General features: G+C 35.5%; 18 protein-coding genes. All 18 read right to left on the bottom strand.

All coding sequences use genetic code 11. The annotated features are described in order from the left end of the window. Window positions 1–16: 16 nt before the first annotated feature. The 18 genes from ACSBPO_RS14680 to ACSBPO_RS14765 all read right to left on the bottom strand — a co-directional run bounded on the left by ACSBPO_RS14680 (window position 17) and on the right by ACSBPO_RS14765 (window position 16,847). On the bottom strand, window positions 17–916 hold the full coding sequence (locus tag ACSBPO_RS14680) for a hypothetical protein (protein WP_442594525.1): 900 nt from the start codon (window positions 914–916) through the stop codon (window positions 17–19). 121 nt (window positions 917–1,037) lie between these two features. Continuing rightward, entirely contained in the window at window positions 1,038–2,327 is a 1,290-nt protein-coding gene (gene aroA / locus ACSBPO_RS14685; protein ID WP_442594527.1) for a 3-phosphoshikimate 1-carboxyvinyltransferase, read from the bottom strand. Window positions 2,328–2,549: 222 nt separating this feature from the next. Next, window positions 2,550–3,656, bottom strand: a complete 1,107-nt coding sequence (locus ACSBPO_RS14690) for a prephenate dehydrogenase (protein ID WP_442594529.1) — start codon at window positions 3,654–3,656, stop codon at window positions 2,550–2,552. 104 nt (window positions 3,657–3,760) lie between these two features. After that, entirely contained in the window at window positions 3,761–4,867 is a 1,107-nt protein-coding gene (gene hisC, locus ACSBPO_RS14695) for a histidinol-phosphate transaminase (protein WP_442594531.1), read from the bottom strand. A gap of 12 nt (window positions 4,868–4,879) precedes the next feature. Further along, window positions 4,880–5,257, bottom strand: coding sequence for a chorismate mutase (aroH, locus tag ACSBPO_RS14700; RefSeq protein ID WP_442594533.1), 378 nt, complete (start codon window positions 5,255–5,257; stop codon window positions 4,880–4,882). A gap of 2 nt (window positions 5,258–5,259) precedes the next feature. Further along, window positions 5,260–6,333: a 3-dehydroquinate synthase gene (aroB, locus tag ACSBPO_RS14705; protein ID WP_442594535.1), complete on the bottom strand. Its 1,074-nt coding sequence runs from the start codon at window positions 6,331–6,333 to the stop codon at window positions 5,260–5,262. Continuing rightward, window positions 6,333–7,505 carry a chorismate synthase gene (gene aroC / locus ACSBPO_RS14710; RefSeq protein WP_442594537.1) on the bottom strand — a complete coding sequence of 391 codons (1,173 nt, stop codon included), beginning with the start codon at window positions 7,503–7,505 and terminating at the stop codon, window positions 6,333–6,335. The genes aroB and aroC overlap by 1 nt, the downstream gene beginning before the upstream one ends. A gap of 238 nt (window positions 7,506–7,743) precedes the next feature. Next, window positions 7,744–8,517 (bottom strand): CheR family methyltransferase, encoded by a 774-nt coding sequence (locus ACSBPO_RS14715; RefSeq protein ID WP_442594539.1) that lies wholly within the window; start codon window positions 8,515–8,517, stop codon window positions 7,744–7,746. A gap of 318 nt (window positions 8,518–8,835) precedes the next feature. Further along, a complete protein-coding gene (ndk, locus tag ACSBPO_RS14720) occupies window positions 8,836–9,279 on the bottom strand; it encodes a nucleoside-diphosphate kinase (protein WP_442594541.1) in 444 nt (147 codons plus the stop codon). 84 nt (window positions 9,280–9,363) lie between these two features. Continuing rightward, window positions 9,364–10,326, bottom strand: coding sequence for a heptaprenyl diphosphate synthase component II (gene hepT / locus ACSBPO_RS14725; RefSeq protein WP_442594543.1), 963 nt, complete (start codon window positions 10,324–10,326; stop codon window positions 9,364–9,366). Between the two features lie 22 nt (window positions 10,327–10,348). After that, complete coding sequence (locus ACSBPO_RS14730; protein ID WP_442594545.1) at window positions 10,349–11,065, bottom strand: demethylmenaquinone methyltransferase; 717 nt, start codon at window positions 11,063–11,065, stop codon at window positions 10,349–10,351. Between the two features lie 5 nt (window positions 11,066–11,070). Beyond that, window positions 11,071–11,898, bottom strand: a complete 828-nt coding sequence (locus tag ACSBPO_RS14735) for a heptaprenyl diphosphate synthase component 1 (protein WP_442594547.1) — start codon at window positions 11,896–11,898, stop codon at window positions 11,071–11,073. Window positions 11,899–12,109: 211 nt separating this feature from the next. Then, window positions 12,110–12,346 (bottom strand): trp RNA-binding attenuation protein MtrB, encoded by a 237-nt coding sequence (mtrB, locus tag ACSBPO_RS14740; protein WP_442594549.1) that lies wholly within the window; start codon window positions 12,344–12,346, stop codon window positions 12,110–12,112. A gap of 343 nt (window positions 12,347–12,689) precedes the next feature. Continuing rightward, window positions 12,690–13,256 carry a GTP cyclohydrolase I FolE gene (gene folE / locus ACSBPO_RS14745; protein ID WP_442594551.1) on the bottom strand — a complete coding sequence of 189 codons (567 nt, stop codon included), beginning with the start codon at window positions 13,254–13,256 and terminating at the stop codon, window positions 12,690–12,692. Between the two features lie 196 nt (window positions 13,257–13,452). Further along, window positions 13,453–13,725 (bottom strand): HU family DNA-binding protein, encoded by a 273-nt coding sequence (locus ACSBPO_RS14750; protein ID WP_442594553.1) that lies wholly within the window; start codon window positions 13,723–13,725, stop codon window positions 13,453–13,455. A 404-nt stretch (window positions 13,726–14,129) separates the two neighbouring features. After that, entirely contained in the window at window positions 14,130–15,608 is a 1,479-nt protein-coding gene (gene spoIVA, locus ACSBPO_RS14755) for a stage IV sporulation protein A (RefSeq protein ID WP_442594555.1), read from the bottom strand. 275 nt (window positions 15,609–15,883) lie between these two features. Then, window positions 15,884–16,594, bottom strand: coding sequence for a hypothetical protein (locus tag ACSBPO_RS14760; RefSeq protein WP_442594557.1), 711 nt, complete (start codon window positions 16,592–16,594; stop codon window positions 15,884–15,886). A gap of 55 nt (window positions 16,595–16,649) precedes the next feature. After that, on the bottom strand, window positions 16,650–16,847 hold the full coding sequence (locus ACSBPO_RS14765; protein WP_442594559.1) for a DUF2768 domain-containing protein: 198 nt from the start codon (window positions 16,845–16,847) through the stop codon (window positions 16,650–16,652). Window positions 16,848–16,998: the final 151 nt, after the last annotated feature.

A 16,998-nucleotide genomic window follows, 5' to 3' on the forward strand; every position in this document is an offset into this window, starting at 1 on the left:
TAAATCCTTTCTTTAATTATGAAATTGAAAAATAAGAAGGCATTTTTATAGTTACATACTCTCCAAAACCTGAACGAAATAAAATACCATCTTGGGCAGCCCGAATGACTACACCCTTATGAACAGTAATAACTAATCTATCATTATGATAATGAAACAAGCCTTGAACATCAATATTATTGATTTCACGACTTCGTCTATAAAGGTTATAACTTAGTTCTCCGCCTTGTATTAAACTGGATTTTATTGGGTATATCCCCATTTTACTCAATAATTGTATCGTTAGAGGGGCTCCTTCTAAGAACGGGGAATCTACATGATGAATCTTATTTTCCTCAAGTACAACCTTCCATTCCTGCACTAATCTTTTATTTATTTGGCTATCATGGAAATATGGTACTAGAAGGCTATTGTAAGGAAACATAGCTTCTCTTATCCATCCCCAAGGAATAGATTGTAAATCATCCTCTTCACTTAATTCAATAAATAAGACCGGAATTTTTTCACGTTTGCATTTTCTGATAAATTCAGGTGTTAAAAGTTTGATTGGGATTTTCACTCCAATAATATAATCTATTGGCGACCCAATAAGTTCTACCTTTTTGCTTTTTAGTTTTGCAGATAATTCCCTTTCATACTTCACATCAACATATGTCAATAATGTAGTAGACCCTTTTTGGATAAATCGTTCAAGAAAATATTGTTTCTTTTCCTGAAAAGAGGACTTCATGCCTTGAAGAGAATCAAATATTACATAGGTAGGAGTCATAATATAGGGTTCTACATTCATTTTCATATAGGAATATTTTTTAAAATTTTTACTCATAAAAGCAATGTGATTATCTTTCACTAAGAATGAGGTAGTAACGAGTTCATCTTCTTTTAAAATATTAGCATTTTCGATGATATAAGTCATATAACCACCCTTTTATTGGTCTTAAGACAAGCTATGACTATTCCACGAAAATATGCCATTTTATTTTATCAAGAACGTGATCTTGCAAAAAAAAATCCGCAGATTGCGGATTTTTTGTAAGCTATTTTATTAATTGGGATAAATCAGAAAAGAATTCTGGATAGGAAACAGCTACAGCCTCCGCATTCTCTAACTCGACAGGTTCTTCACATATTAAAGAGGCAATCGCTAACATCATACCGATACGATGGTCACCATGACTTGAAACTTTGCTACCGTGAAGCTTCGTTGGCCCATTGATTATCATGCCATCCTTAGTAGCAACAATATCAGCTCCTAGTTTGCTTAGTTCCTTTACTACTGTATCTATACGATTTGTTTCTTTTACTTTTAATTCTTCAGCATCTCTTATAATCGTCTGCCCCTCTGCTTGTGTTGCAAGTAAGGCGATGATAGGTATTTCATCAATTAATCTAGGAATAAGCTCTCCTTCAATCACAGTGCCTTTTAAATTAGAGGTTTGGATAATGATATCACCAACAGGTTCAAAAGACTCTTCATTGTAAGAAGAAATATTTATATTTGCCCCCATTTTTTCCAATACTTCAACGATACCTTTTCTCGTAGGGTTTAAGCCAACACGATTCAGCGTGATATGGCTTTCAGGAACAACTGCCCCCGCGACTAGGAAAAAGGCTGCCGACGATATATCACCTGGAACATCAACATGTCTCCCAAAAAGCCTTTGAGATCCTTCAACAATAATCGATAAGTCATCTATATAGATATCACCGCCAAAATGGCGAATCATTCTTTCCGTATGATCTCTTGTCTTAGCAGATTCTATAATTTTTGTTTTGCCTTCAGCCTGTAATCCAGCAAATAAAAGAGCTGATTTAACTTGTGCGCTTGCCACTGGCATTTGATAGGTAATCGATTTTAGTCCTCCCCCCCTTAATGAGAGAGGTGTATATTCACCATTGCTCCTACCATCAATCCTTGCACCCATTTCTCGCAAAGGATTAATCACTCTTCTCATTGGCCTTTTAGCAATTGAATCATCACCGATAAAGGTAGAGTGAAAGGTTCTGCCTGCCAGTAGCCCTAGCATTAAGCGAATGGTCGTCCCAGAGTTACCCACATTTAATAGGTTGATGGGTTCTCTTAAATGATCCCATCCTCTTCCATGGATGGTGATTGTGTAATCAGTTTCTTCTATTTCAACCCCCAACTCCCTAAAACAGCGTATGGTGCTTAGGCAGTCCTCCCCTTTTAAGAAATTACTTACAGTTGTTGTACCATTAGCAATGGCTCCAAACATAACAGAACGGTGAGAGATAGATTTATCTCCAGGGATGTTTAATAGTCCTTCCAATCTGTTTACATTATGAATAAGCTTTTGTGCCCCCATGCAATCATCCTTTCCTAAATATGAGGATAATGTTTTTAAACTTAGGCTGTTTTCGTATAGATTGAGGTTTTCGTAAAAATCCCAAAAGCCGGATTTTTACAGCTGCCCTTAATGAGTGAGTAGCTCTTTTCTTGATTTCCCAAAGAAATTTAATCAAATACTTATGTAAAATCATTCTTTATTAGTTTTAAAAGCAACAAAGTTTTAGAAAAGAGCCTAAACTTATGGCCCAACGGATACTTCGTAATTGGTATTTTTCATGATACAAGCTATCGCTTGGCTTCGGTCACTGTCTGACTGAAAGCTTATAACCAAAATCCCATATATTTCTTCCCGTGTTTCTATGATTCGTATATTGGTAATACTAATTCTCTCATTTGCCAAATAACCAGTAATTTCGGAAATGACACCAGGATAATCAGGGACATCAACAAACAAGTCGTAAAATGCAGGAATGGCCCCTTTTTCTTTCGAAGGAAGTAAATCTCGAAATTGTTTTGCTTTTTCAAAATACTCATAAATGGATTGGCCATCTTCCTTAATCAAAAAATCCCTAACATATTCCATTTCATTTTGCCATTTATCTAAAAGGTCCAACAGGATTTTTTTATTATGTAATAAAATGTCTCTCCACATAGGTGGACTACTTGAGGCAATTCTAGTAATATCACGAAAACCACCTGCGGCAAGCCTTGGCACTAATTCATAAGTATGGCTCGACTTTTCTGCTTGATGAACAATGGAAGCTGCAATTAAATGGGGAAAGTGACTAACAACACCAGTTAAATAATCATGGTCTTTTGCTGCCATGATTAATAATTTTGCTTTTGTCCCGCTTAATAATCCTTTTAAACGATCTATTTGAGCTTCGTTGACATCTTCAGTCGGGGTGAGCAAATAAAAAGCATTTTCAAACAGAATCGACTTTGCTGCTAGTACACCACTCTTATGGGAACCCGCCATCGGGTGTCCACCAATAAAAGTTATATTTTTTTCACGAAGACAGGAAGCATGCGAAACAATACTACTTTTTGTACTTCCTGTATCTGTAATAATGACATTTCTCTTTAATGTAATAGTTGTTAACTCAGAAATAATTTTTTCAGTTTCCATTACAGGTGCAGATATGAAGATAAAATCAGCTTCCTTTGCACCTTCAGAGATGCAATCAACCATTTCATCTATTACACCAATTTTTTTGGCCTTTTTTAGTTCTTCTTGTTTAATATCGTATCCAATAATAATGCTTTTGGGATGGTCTTTCTTAATACAAAGTGCTATTGATCCTCCGATTAATCCCACCCCAATAATGAAAACACGACTATCCAAATCATCCACAGCCTTTATCATGTCTTTCCAAAAAGTACGATTCCTGAGAAAAGCATAAGTTTAGCCTTCCTGTATAAACTTTGGATTTCTACTTCCCCAATAAACTAGGAAATAGTGTTACCTACATTTTGTTGCAAAAAAGCTTTCATTTGGTCGATAACAGCTTTATTTTGCTCTAACGAACCAATCGTAACCCTTACTGAAGTAGGAAATCCTAAAGCATTACCCGAACGAACGATAAATCCCCGCTCTAATAAAAACTGAAATACTTTATCCGAATCGACTTTAAAATCAATTAAGATAAAGTTACCTTGTGACGGATAATAGTGTAGTCCACTTTCTTGACAAAATTGATAAAACAACTGCAAACCTTCTCTATTTGCATTTTTACACGTTTCAACAAACTCCTGATCACCAATTGCCGCTTCTCCAGCAATTTGAGCAAAGCTATTATTATTAAATGGCTCTCTTGTCGGTTCAAGGAGCTTAATGACTTCGGGATTACTTATTCCATAACCTAATCTAAAACCAGCAAGTCCATATATTTTAGAAAAGGTCCTTAAAACAATTAGATTGTGATAGTTTTTAATCAACTCTAGTGCATCATAATAATCTGAAGCATCGACATACTCATAATAAGCTTCATCTAAAACGACTAATACATGAGACGGCACTTGATTTAAGAACGATAAAATTTGATTTTTATTAATATATATTCCGGTTGGGTTATTTGGACTGCATATCCAAACTACACTCGTCTTATCATCTATCACTCGTAGCATGCCGTTTAAATCATGTTCCCCGTTTATTAACGGTACTTCACGAATTTCTGCACCTTCGATCACTGCATTGTGCTTATATTGTGGAAATGTTGGTGTAGCCATAACGGTATTTGTGTTTGAATCTAGTAACGACCTGGATATGATTTGGATGACCTCATCTGATCCATTTCCAAATAGGAGTTGTTCTGGTGAGACTCTTAGATAATTAGCTAGTGTAGTACGTAAGTTAGTAGCATAACCGTCTGGATATAAAGCATAAGGCTTTTCCATACTTTTAATGGAATCCATTACTGCTGGAGAACAGCCAAATGGATTTTCATTTGATGCTAGTTTAATAATATTACTTAATCCATATTGCTTCTTTACCTCATCAATGGATTTTCCAGGTTGATAAGGTTTTAGGGAAAGAAGCTGTTCTTTTATCTTCATGTGAACTTCACCTCAAATGGATTTTTCATGTATCTGTAAATCGGGTCTTAATTGCTTAGCGTTCTCTAAATAAACATGATGAATTTCATCTTGGTTATTGGATGTATTAATGTGCATCATGATACGAATACATAATTTCAAAGAGTCTTGAACTGGAATCTCTCTCATACACATGACGGGGACAAAAGCCCAGCCTTCAAATTTCCTTAAGGCTTTTGCTGGAAACACGGCGGTAATATCATCTGTCACAGAAATAAAAATGGAAGCAACATGATCTGGAATAATGGCATTTTTTGAAATCATCTCCTTTAGGAGTATTTCAGTTGCAGAAAGTATTTCGGTTTCATCATTATGGATCACTGTTGTAGCTCCCCTTACTCCTCTAATCACGTTTATACCTCCCTCTCTAATTCCCTTTTAATGACCTCTTCAGGTATTAATTCAAGTACTGGCTCGCCAATATTTTTTAATAACACCATTCGGATATCCTCATTTAATGCTTTTTTATCCTGTTTCATTCGCTCAATTAACTTTTGTTTAGATAGATGACTAGGTACATGAGTGACGTAGCCTAACTCATGTAGCCAATGAATAAATTGTGTCATGTCAAATGCTAGCTTCTGTCTTTTTTGGCTTAATTTTAATGCAAAGACCATCCCAATGATAACAGCTTCTCCGTGCGTTATATTTCCATAACCCATTTCTGCTTCAATGGCATGGCCCAAAGTATGGCCAAAATTTAAAAAAGCTCTTTCGCCTTTTTCCTTTTCATCCTTAGTAACAATTGCCCCTTTTATTTTTATTCCTTCTAAAAGCATCCATTGTAAAAGAGATTTATCAATTGTATTTAAATCCTTAACCTCCTGAAGTAGTCTTTCGTAGAAAAAACGGTTATCAATAAGTGCATGTTTAATCACTTCAGCAAAGCCGGATCGTTTTTCTTTTAACGAAAGGGTCTTAACAAATGATAGATCATAAAAGACTGCTTCTGGCTGATAAAAGGAACCGATCATATTTTTACCAACCGGGTGATTAATAGCTACCTTGCCACCAACCGCACTATCATGTGCCAATATTGTGGTAGGAATTTGTATAAAGGAAATACCTCTCATAAACGTAGAAGCAATAAAACCGCCTAAATCACCAATTGCTCCTCCGCCAAATGCTATAAGGATGGAATTCCGATCTAGTTTCTGTTCTAATGCAAAGGTCATAGCTTCGTAATAAACCTCAAATGTTTTGGCAGCTTCCCCAATAGGAGTAATAAAGGTACAAACCTTAAATGGATGTATAACTTCTTTTAAAGACTCTAAATGAAAGTCAGCTACCTGTTTATCCGTAATAAGGATTATTTTACTCTTATTTTTAAACTGCTCATTTATAAAATGGGGAAGATTTTGGATCACACCTTCACCAATAAAAACTGGGTATGTTTTAGACTCCGTGGTGATGTGTAATGTTTCCATTAAAATCCCCTCGCATATTCCCTTTGAGCCTGAACATTTTCCTTCAGTGCCTCAAAACGATCACTGTAAAATTGATCAATGATAGCTGTCGCGATTTCCCACGCTACAACATTTTCAGCCACAACTGCGGCTGCAGGTACTGCACAGCTATCAGAACGTTCAACGCTAGCTGAAAAGGGCTCTTTTGTATCTATATCTACACTTTGAAGTGGTTTATATAAAGTAGGAATAGGCTTCATAACTCCTCGAACAACGATTGGCATTCCTGTTGACATTCCACCCTCAAATCCTCCTAGGCGATTGCTTTTTCGGTAATAACCTAGTTGGGAATCCCAGGCAATCTCATCATGTACTTGACTCCCTGGTCTCCTTGCCGCTTCAAAGCCTATACCAAATTCAACACCTTTAAAGGCATTTATACTTACGATTGCACCAGCAATTTTCGCATCCAATTTTCGATCATAATGTACATAGCTACCTACTCCGGGTGGCATGCCTTCCACAATGACTTCCACAATCCCACCAATTGAATCACCATTCGCTTTTGCTTCATCTATGGCTTCCTTCATTTTGTCTTCCACAGTGCGATCAACGCATCTCACTGAAGAATTTTCCGAAATCTCACGTAATTGATCAATGGATTCATATTGAACGTTGGAAGCTGTTACTCCACCAATTTCTATCACATGTGAAGCAACCTCAATACCGAGAAGGGAAAGTAATTTTTTCGCAACTGCCCCAGCTGCTACTCTTACAGTCGTTTCTCTTGCTGAGGAACGTTCCAATACATTTCTCATATCACGATGACCATATTTTAATGCACCGTTTAAATCAGCGTGTCCAGGACGTGGCCTCGTAATAACCCTTTTCACTTCTTCTGCCTCTAAATCAGAAATAGGATCGATACCCATAATTTTTGTCCAATGCTTCCAATCATTATTTTCAACCACTAAAGCAATGGGAGAACCTAGTGTCGACCCATGACGAACTCCTGAAACAATTTGTACCTGGTCTTTTTCAATTTGCATTCTACGGCCACGACCATGCCCCTTTTGTCGCCTTGCTAATTCTATATTAATATCTTCGACTGTTAATGGCATACCTGCTGGTAAACCTTCAATTATAGTTGTTAATTGGGGACCATGTGATTCCCCAGCGGTTAAGTATCTCATCTAAACTCTTTCTCCCTTCAACTCATTAAAGGATTATGTATCACTATAACATATGGTTTCTAATAAAAATAGCAAAAGATCGATTTTTTTTTGAATTTTTTCTACAACTTTTTCTGTCTTTCTGCGCTATTTTAGGTTTCCATTTTAATGAATATCCATACAATAAAGGTTAGTGTTCAAACAAATAAAAAAGGCTAATCTGAATGAAAAGATTAACCATAAATTAATAGATATATTGTTATTTTTTACGATAAAAAAAAGTATCTTCTGTTTCTAAACCATATTGGCTTTGATTAAAAATTTGTTCCGTACTGCCAACAAAAAAGATTCCTTCCTTATTAAGAGCATTGCTAAATTTTTGATATAAAGTATGTTTAGCTTCTTCCGTAAAGTATATTAAGACATTTCGACAAACAATCAAATCAAATGGCCCCTGGAAGGAGTCTGATAGAAGATTCTGCTGCTTAAAAGTGACTGTCCTTTTAATGGCATCATCAAGTCGATAAGACTCTCCATCCTTATTAAAGTACTTTTTCTTCATATCCTCCGGTACTTCATTCATCGATCTTTCCGAATAAATACCTAGTTTCGCTCTAGCTATAACATTTGTATCAATATCTGTAGCCAGAATATCAATCTGCGATAGAGAGACCATTTTAGACAATATCATGGCAATGGTATATGGTTCCTCTCCAGTTGAGCATGCAGCACTCCAAATTTTTAATCGTTTATTTCTTTCCAGCATACTGGGTAGAATTTTTTTCTCGAGAACTTCCCATCTTTTCGCATTCCGATAAAACTCCGAAACATTAATCGTAATTCGGTCTAAAACCTCATTAAGCAAAGAAGTATCATTATTAATAGATACAAAAAATTCTTCAAATGACTGGAATCCCTTTTTTTCATACATGGTGGTAAGTCTTCTTTTCATTTGCGCTTCTTTATAAGAGTTTAAATCAATTCCTGTTTTTGTTTTCATTTTTTTTATAAATAGTTGATAATCATCATTCATGATTGAATCTCCATTTTTCCAGAAAATTTTACAATCTATTTCCTATTATAGCGAAAAAAGGCGAAAAAGAAGATACTTTTTTACTTGAAAGCTGTTTTAGTATAGATTCTTGTTTTAGCAAAAATCCCTAAAGCCGGATTTTTACAAGCTCTCTTAATAAGTGCTCAGCTCTTTTCTTCATTTTCAGATGAGTTTAACACCCTATAAGGTGAAACGCTTATTTATTAATTAGAAAAAGCAACAAAGTTTCAGAAAAGAGCCTACTTGAAAGCGGATGCAAAAAAAGATACCTGCAAATGCAGGCATCTTTTTAAAAAATTAGTAAATCCACTCGTTTACATTTTTGTTATATTCTAATACGTCTGTTCCAAAGAAAAGACCGATTTCACGTTCAGCACTTGTAGGTGAATCTGAACCATGAATCACGTTTTTACCAACGGTTAAACCAAATTCTCCACGAATTGTTCCAGGTGCAGCATCTTTAGGGTTAGTTGAACCCATCATTTGACGAGCTGTTGCGATTACATTTTCACCTTGCCATACCATCGCAAATACTGGACCAGAAGTAATGAAATCTACAAGTTCACCGAAGAAAGGACGCTCTTTATGTTCACCATAATGCTCTTGGGCAAGATCTTGTGAAATTTGCATTAATTTAGCTCCAACTAATTGGAAACCTTTCTTTTCAAATCGGGAAACGATTTCACCGATTAAATTGCGTTGTACGCCATCAGGCTTGACCATTAAAAACGTTTTTTCCATCTGTTCCACTCCTATAAACATCTATGTAGATTATAAAAATAACCAAGGAAAATAGTAACATTGTTTAGAAAATTTGGCAACACCTTAAAATTTTCGTCGTCCTATCACTTTTGCGATATCCTTTAAGGTCTTTTTGGCTCTATTATCAGGAAGTTCATTTAATACTTCTAGTGCTTTATCTAAATACTGATCACTCATTTTTAAAGAACGCTCAATTGCACCTGAGCTCTTAATGAGTTGAATACAGTGTTCTAGCTCACTTTTATCCATTCCTTCATGAACATTGTTTAGCCTATTTTTTATTACCTCATCTTCCATTGCGAACAAAACAGGAAGCGTTATATTACCTTGAACTAAATCACTTCCAGCAGGTTTACCTAGTTCCTTTTCGGTTGCGGTAAAATCAAGAACATCATCAATAATTTGATAGGACATCCCGACATAATATCCAAACCGATACAGCTTCTTATGTATATGTTCATCCACGCCAGCAGCAACTGCTCCAAGTTGACAGCTAACAGCGATGAGCAATGCCGTTTTTCGTTTAATTCTTCGTAAATAAGTTTTTAAGTGTTGATCAAAATTATACTTATCCTTGATCTGTTCAATTTCTCCTATGCAAACTTCAACAATAGCATCTGACAATATTTGATGTGCAATTGGTTTTTCAATTTTGGTCATTAACTCTAAAGCGAGTGCAAAGATGTAATCACCTGTGTACATGGCTATTCGATTATCCCATTTGGATTTAATCGTTTGCTTGCCTCTGCGCAACTCAGCATCATCAATCACATCATCATGAACGAGTGACGCCATATGTATAAGTTCTAAAGCAACAGCGACATTTTTTATAATATTTATATCATAATGGCCAAATTTCCCCGCAAGTAAAACAAAGACTGGACGAATTCGTTTTCCTCCTGCTTGCAATAAATGCAAAGAAGCTTGACGTAACAACATTGATTCCGTCTGAATCGTGTCCTCAAGCTCTTTTTCAATAATATTTATATCCGAATTCAAAAATGAGTACATCATTTTTAATTTCATCTGAATCCACCCAGCTTATCAATTAACTATTTTTAACCTCTTTGAAACCAATATGAACGGCTGCAACTCCACCACTATATGGTTTATATTCTACCTTTTTAAAACCAGCATTCTCAAACATTTTAGCTAACTCCTTCATACCCGGAAAATCTCTAGCAGATTCTTGTAACCAAGAATATTCTTTGTAGCTTTTCGCAAAAACTTTTCCAAATGTAGGCATGATATAGCGGAAATAGAAGTAATAAAGTTGTTTAAATCCAAACATGGTTGGTTGTGATGTTTCTAAACAAACAGCCATCCCGCCTGGTTTTAGGACACGATTCATTTCACGAAGTACTTGCAAGTAATCAGGTACATTGCGAAGTCCAAAACCTATTGTTACATAATCAAAGGTATTATCTTCAAATGGTAATTCCATTGCATTACCATGAATTAACGTTACTTGATTTAAGCCTAAATCGTCTACTTTTTTATGGCCTATTTTAAGCATATTTTCACTAAAATCGAGTCCATATACTTCACCCTTTGATCCAACTGCATCAGCAAGAGCAATTGTCCAATCCGCTGTTCCACAACAAACATCAAGGGCTTTCGATTGCGGCTTAACATTCATTCGCTTCATAGTATCTTTACGCCATCTAATATGTTGTTGAAAACTAATGACAGAATTCATTTTATCATAGTTTTCATATATCTTTTCGAATACATGATGAACACGTTGTTCTTTTGATTCTTGCATCCTATTTAACCCTCTTCCACAAATGTTTTTGCAATGGAATGTTGATTTTTTATTATACTTTCAAGTTGACGTTGCAATGAAACGTTCAAAGAAGGCATTCTCTTCATACTTTCTTTAAAAGATTGAACAGAACTTTGTATATAGCGATCACAGATCATGAGTAAATCATCTTTTTGATCGGTTGATAGATCATCCTGATAATTGAATTTAGGAAACATAATATGAGTTAAAGAGTCAAAAAATTTTGAAGAACCATTCTGTATAAAGATGTTTTTCTCTAAAGTTAGTCTTTTTATAAGAAGAAAATGGGAAGAAATTTCTTTCCATACATTTTCATGAAAATAATCGGCAAGTTTTTGGATCAATGCAGATTCAATTTTCATCAATCTACTCATAAGCTGATCCATTTCATCAATATCTTTTTGATAAACAAATATTTTATTTTCATTTACTTCTTTAATGCCCTCAGACAGAACACGAATCATTGCTAAGTTATTCGTATCCGCAAGAATTTTATAATATAAACCACTGTAATAATCACCAGCGAGAACAGTTAATTGTCTTGACTTCAAATATGATTCCTTTTCAATTGTTTCTGGAGAATTGGTCACATATTCATGGGTATCAAGGGCTATTTGAATCAACATGGTAGTTACAACAAAGTTCTCCATTTCTAATTTTGTTAAACCATGCTGGTCTAACATAGAGATAATCAGAAGAAGCTTGTCTTCATCAACTATAGGAGTTGTTATGAAACGTTGTAAGTACGGATGAGATATTTTATCCTCTATTTGTTTCTTCATATCCGTCATGATGGTTTGTATTTGCTGCAATTATATCACCCTTGTTTCCCCGCGGGATTCTTTCTGTTCTAATTTAACTATCGCTTTTCTCGCGTTAAGGCAGTCATCATTATACCATAAAAGAATCCATATTGGTCATGTTTCAATAAAAAAGGAGCGGAACGGATACTAATAGTTTCCCGTTCCGTCACAAAAAAATGCGTAAGCGCCTTGGCCAGGCGCTGTTGCTTGTTAGAGTGTCTTATTTTTTAGCTTCGCTCTCAACTTCCCCATACGAAGTGAAAATTTTTGCATTCCCTCTAATTTTTATAGCAGAAGTATGCTCAGTGAACTGGGCAATCATTACTTCTCCTTTATCTAGCTTTTCTGAATGGTGGAAGCGGGTATCTGTTCCTCTTGTTAAGCCAATCACATTGACACCATCATCAATGGCCTTGATTACAACATATTCCCCACTAGTTGTTGACTTTTTTTCCATACATATTCAACCCCAATCATATTACTACTAAGTAGCAAATAGAGATCTCTATCTTTATTTTTTTTTTTAGCTCTTTTCACATCAAATGTTGTTTTTGATTATAAATTTGTCCGTTAATTTCCGCTCCAGGCACTTGCTTTCCGCATGAAGAATTATGAAAAAGCCCTACTGCCGGCTTTTTCAAAGAACAAATTCTTCCTTGGGGAGGGATGGGAGCCTCCTCAGCGCAAGCGCCTGCGGGGTCTCCCACTTCCCTCTATTTCCCGCAGGAGTCAAGTGCCCTCCACTACAATTAACTCAGATTATTAAAAACAAAAATAGCAACAATGTTTATGAAAGTAGCCTATTTTTTAATAAGATTTAAAATTTCAGAACGAGCTTGAGCGTCTTCTGCAAGAACACCGCGGGCTGCAGATGTTACAGTTTTGGCTCCGGGCTTTCTTACACCGCGCATAGTCATACACATATGTTCAGCTTCAACCACAACCATTACTCCATGTGGTTCTAATTTTTCCATAATGGCATCAGCAACAGTAGATGTAATCCGTTCTTGAAGCTGAGGACGACGAGATACAGCCTCTACAGCGCGTGCTAATTTACTTAATCCTGTTACTCTACCATTTCTAGGAATATAAGCGACATGAGCATGTCCGTAAAAAGGAACTAGATGATGTTCACACATGGAATGGAAAGGGATATCTTTAACTAAAACTAATTCTTCATGGTCCTCACCAAAAATCGTTTCAAAATATTCCTTAGGATCCTGATTTAATCCTTCAAATACTTCCTCATACATTTTTGCAACTCTTTTAGGAGTATCCAATAGACCTTCTCGATTTGGATCCTCACCGATTGCTTCTAGTATTAAACGCACCGCTTCTTCTATTTGGGCACGATTTACATTTGCCATGGATATTTCCCCCTATGTAACAATCTTAAGTTGTTTTAACTCTTTCATATTAGCATATCCACTTTGATTGTAGCAAAATCAAATAACTATTATAAAGTCTTTTACAATATTAGATTGGTTGAGATACAAAGAAAAAGGCCTTGGAGTTACCCAAGACCTTCTTGCTTAAGCATTGCTTAAAGCAGTGATTATGTAATTATTTAACTGCGTCTTTAAGCGCTTTACCAGGTTTGAAAGCTGGAACTTTACTTGCAGCGATTTCGATTTCTTCACCAGTTTGTGGGTTACGTCCTTTACGAGCAGCACGTTCACGTACTTCAAAGTTACCAAAACCAATTAATTGTACTTTATCCCCATTTTTTAGAGCTTCTAAAATTGAGTCAAAAACAGCATCAACAGCTTTTGTAGCGTCCTTTTTAGAAATTTCGCTAGCTTCAGCTACTGCATTTACTAAGTCTGTCTTGTTCATGCCATTCACCTCCTCCCAAAATGTTTTTAAGAATCAGAAAATAGGTTACTACCTACATTTCTAAACACTTTTTATAATTTCTATACCTACAGGCGAATTGTTGTGCTAATTTTTAAAAAATAAACGTCAAAAGTCCTAAAAGAAGATTAAAATCCTTTTATAGCAAGCTTTTGTAGCGCTTAGCACTAATTCTGTTAAAAGATTATCACAATCATTTGCTCTTATCAAGAAAAATTCATGAAATTATGGGAATCTTTTCTTATTTGATGCATAATTGTAATAAATTTAGGATTTTTTTTACAAATATGTACTTAAAATACAAAAAAACACAAGCTGTTCGTCTAGCTACGTACTGACTAAGCACTATGAACGCACAAAAAGGCTCCCATTCAGGAGCCTTTCTCTTATAAAATGATTGCTATTAAACCACCGGAACCTTCATTAATAATTCTTTCCAATGTTTCCTTTAGCTTATAGCGAGCATTCTCTGGCATCAACGAAATTTTCGCTTGAATACCTTCACGAACGATTGAGCTTAGTGAGCGTCCAAAAATATCAGAATTCCAAATGGATAGTGGGTCATCTTCAAAATCCTGCATTAAATAACGAACAAGTTCCTCTGATTGCTTTTCTGTACCAATGATTGGAGCGAACTCAGATTCCACATCAACCTTAATCATGTGAATGGAAGGAGCTACTGCTTTTAATCTAACACCGAATCTAGCACCCTGGCGGATAATTTCTGGTTCTTCAAGGCTCATGTCAGCTAAAGACGGTGAGGCAACTCCATAGCCAGTTTGTTTAACCATTTTTAATGCATCTGAGATTTGGTCATACTCAGCTTTTGCATGTGCAAAATCCTGCATCAGTTCTAATAAATGATCCTTACCACGTATTTCAACACCAACAATCTCTTTTAAAATATCATCATAAAGATCATCTGGGGCAAACAAATCAATCTCAGCTACCCCATGACCCATTTCGATACCTGCAAGGCCTGCACGGTCAATAAAGTCATAATCGCTAAATTGATGAACGACACGGTCAACATCACGTAATCTCTTAATATCTTTAACCGTTTCTTTCACTGCTTCCTGATAGCTTTCACGTAACCAATGATTGTCACGAAGTACCATTACCCAGCTAGGAAGGTTCACATTCACCTCTAAGACAGGGAATTCATAAAGTGCTTCACGTAATACATTTAATACATCAGATTCTCTCATGCTTTCTACACTCATTGCGACAACAGGAATATCATACTTCTCAGATAAATTTGCACGTAGTGATTCTGTATTTGGGTGGTGTGGCTGTACACTATTGATGATCATGATAAATGGTTTACCCACTTCTTTCAACTCATCAATAACGCGCTCCTCCGCTTCCACATAACTGCTTCGAGGTAGCTCACCAATCGTACCATCCGTCGTAATGACTACACCAATTGTAGAATGCTCCTGGATGACTTTTCGAGTGCCGATTTCAGCAGCTTCATGGAATGGAATAGGCTCCTCATACCATGGTGTCGAAATCATCCTTGGACCATTTTCGTCTTCATATCCTTTTGCACCAGGAACTGTGTAGCCAACACAATCAACTAAACGGATATTAACATCTAATCCTTCACCTACATGAACTGTAGCTGCCTGATTTGGAACAAATTTTGGTTCAGTCGTCATAATGGTCTTACCAGCAGCACTTTGCGGTAATTCATCTTGAGTGCGAGCTCTTTCAGCTTCATTTGTCATATTCGGTAATACGACAAGCTCCATAAATTTTTTAATAAAAGTGGATTTGCCAGTTCGAACGGCTCCTACTACTCCAAAATAGATATCTCCACCAGTTCTTTCTGCAATATCTTTAAAAATATCTACCTTTTCCAAGAGATCCCCTCCCGATCATCATACAATTATATGGGATATAATTTATATCCTATTAGGTAATGTTGGACAGTATATGTTTATGATGTTGTCCTATGTTTTTATGACTATTTTTTAAAATTTTAATTTTTACCTCCCTATAGTAGTAACTTTGAAAAACTAGCAAGCATTATTCACATCATTATGAAAACACAATAAGAGCCGTTTATTACAAAAAAAACCCTTCTCCTACAATATATTTTGTAGATGAAGGGTTATGACTAAATCATAAACTTTCATTATTCATTTAGAAAAATAGGTTCCTTTGTCGTTGCATCTACCTCATATGGTAAAGAATAGGCAGGTACAAACATAGAGTCTTCTAATAACAAGTACCGTATATCTTTATTTAAAAGATTCTTTACATCTTTATTTTCTAATTTCTTATAAAGATCAATTCTATAGTCCACATAAATTTCTCCATCTGTTCCTACGACTAAAGGTAAATTTACATTTGAAAAAGGACTTACTACAAAAGGCTCTTCTTTTAATCCTATCTTTTTATAATCAAGTGAAAATACTTGATCTCCAATTTTATCTTTATATGGTGGATATCCTCCATTAGCACTAATCCGCAGCTTAATATCCCGAATTTTTTCAGTTATTCTTAAATCAAGAAGTTTTACAGTGGGGTTATCTTCAACATCAACTAAAACGTATTGAAAAATTCCACCGTTTTCAAATGAATTTCCTGGTGCTTTAGCTATATATCTAGGTACAATCCGATTAAAATCAATCAGATATTTTTGATATATTGGAGTAGTAGCTTCTTTTGTTTGAATGGGCAAAATTCCACCATTGTCCTTTTGAAATTGATCGACCGCTGATTGTACAGATTCTAACTGATCCTGATAAGGAATTTGATTTTGAGCTAATTTATCTTGCGGATACATACAACCTGATAAAAAAACGATGGAGATTACGATTACGATTAAACTTTTCATTTTCATCTATCTTCAATCCTTTTAGAAATAGTAAAGAAGAAATTTTATGTTTTCTCCTCTGTTAACTTGTGGGGCCACTAAAAACGACAAAGATGATGATTATACCTGAAAGAATCATCAATATGTATGCGATAATCGCTGTTAGTATTTTAATTATGCCTTTCAGCTTATACCGACTTAAATAAATAAGAACAATTGATAAAAGCATGAATCCCATTCCAGCAATGGAAATCCACATCATCAATAATGATGGTGTCATATCTTTATAAACCCTCCTTTATCCGAAGGTTATTATAACATAAAGGGGTATAAAGGAAATAATAAAAAAGAAATAGACCGAGATAAAGTTGGGGCAAACTTTACTTCGGTCTAAATTGACTAAATGACCCACACGATTCAATTTACTAGTG

Origin of the sequence: Neobacillus sp. D3-1R (genome assembly GCF_052180215.1) — a bacterium.
Lineage (GTDB): Bacteria > Bacillota > Bacilli > Bacillales > Cytobacillaceae > Pseudoneobacillus.

Excerpts from the sequence above, each read along its gene's own strand:
- ACSBPO_RS14680 (WP_442594525.1), bottom strand. The coding sequence starts at position 916 with ATGACTTATATCATCGAAAATGCTAATATTTTAAAAGAAGATGAACTC.
- aroA (WP_442594527.1), bottom strand. The coding sequence starts at position 2,327 with ATGGGGGCACAAAAGCTTATTCATAATGTAAACAGATTGGAAGGACTA.
- hisC (WP_442594531.1), bottom strand. The coding sequence starts at position 4,867 with ATGAAGATAAAAGAACAGCTTCTTTCCCTAAAACCTTATCAACCTGGA.
- aroB (WP_442594535.1), bottom strand. The coding sequence starts at position 6,333 with ATGGAAACATTACACATCACCACGGAGTCTAAAACATACCCAGTTTTT.
- aroC (WP_442594537.1), bottom strand. The coding sequence starts at position 7,505 with ATGAGATACTTAACCGCTGGGGAATCACATGGTCCCCAATTAACAACT.
- ACSBPO_RS14715 (WP_442594539.1), bottom strand. The coding sequence starts at position 8,517 with ATGAATGATGATTATCAACTATTTATAAAAAAAATGAAAACAAAAACA.
- ndk (WP_442594541.1), bottom strand. The coding sequence starts at position 9,279 with ATGGAAAAAACGTTTTTAATGGTCAAGCCTGATGGCGTACAACGCAAT.
- hepT (WP_442594543.1), bottom strand. The coding sequence starts at position 10,326 with ATGAAATTAAAAATGATGTACTCATTTTTGAATTCGGATATAAATATT.
- ACSBPO_RS14730 (WP_442594545.1), bottom strand. The coding sequence starts at position 11,065 with ATGCAAGAATCAAAAGAACAACGTGTTCATCATGTATTCGAAAAGATA.
- mtrB (WP_442594549.1), bottom strand. The coding sequence starts at position 12,346 with ATGGAAAAAAAGTCAACAACTAGTGGGGAATATGTTGTAATCAAGGCC.
- folE (WP_442594551.1), bottom strand. The coding sequence starts at position 13,256 with ATGGCAAATGTAAATCGTGCCCAAATAGAAGAAGCGGTGCGTTTAATA.
- ACSBPO_RS14750 (WP_442594553.1), bottom strand. The coding sequence starts at position 13,725 with ATGAACAAGACAGACTTAGTAAATGCAGTAGCTGAAGCTAGCGAAATT.
- ACSBPO_RS14760 (WP_442594557.1), bottom strand. The coding sequence starts at position 16,594 with ATGAAAATGAAAAGTTTAATCGTAATCGTAATCTCCATCGTTTTTTTA.
- ACSBPO_RS14765 (WP_442594559.1), bottom strand. The coding sequence starts at position 16,847 with ATGACACCATCATTATTGATGATGTGGATTTCCATTGCTGGAATGGGA.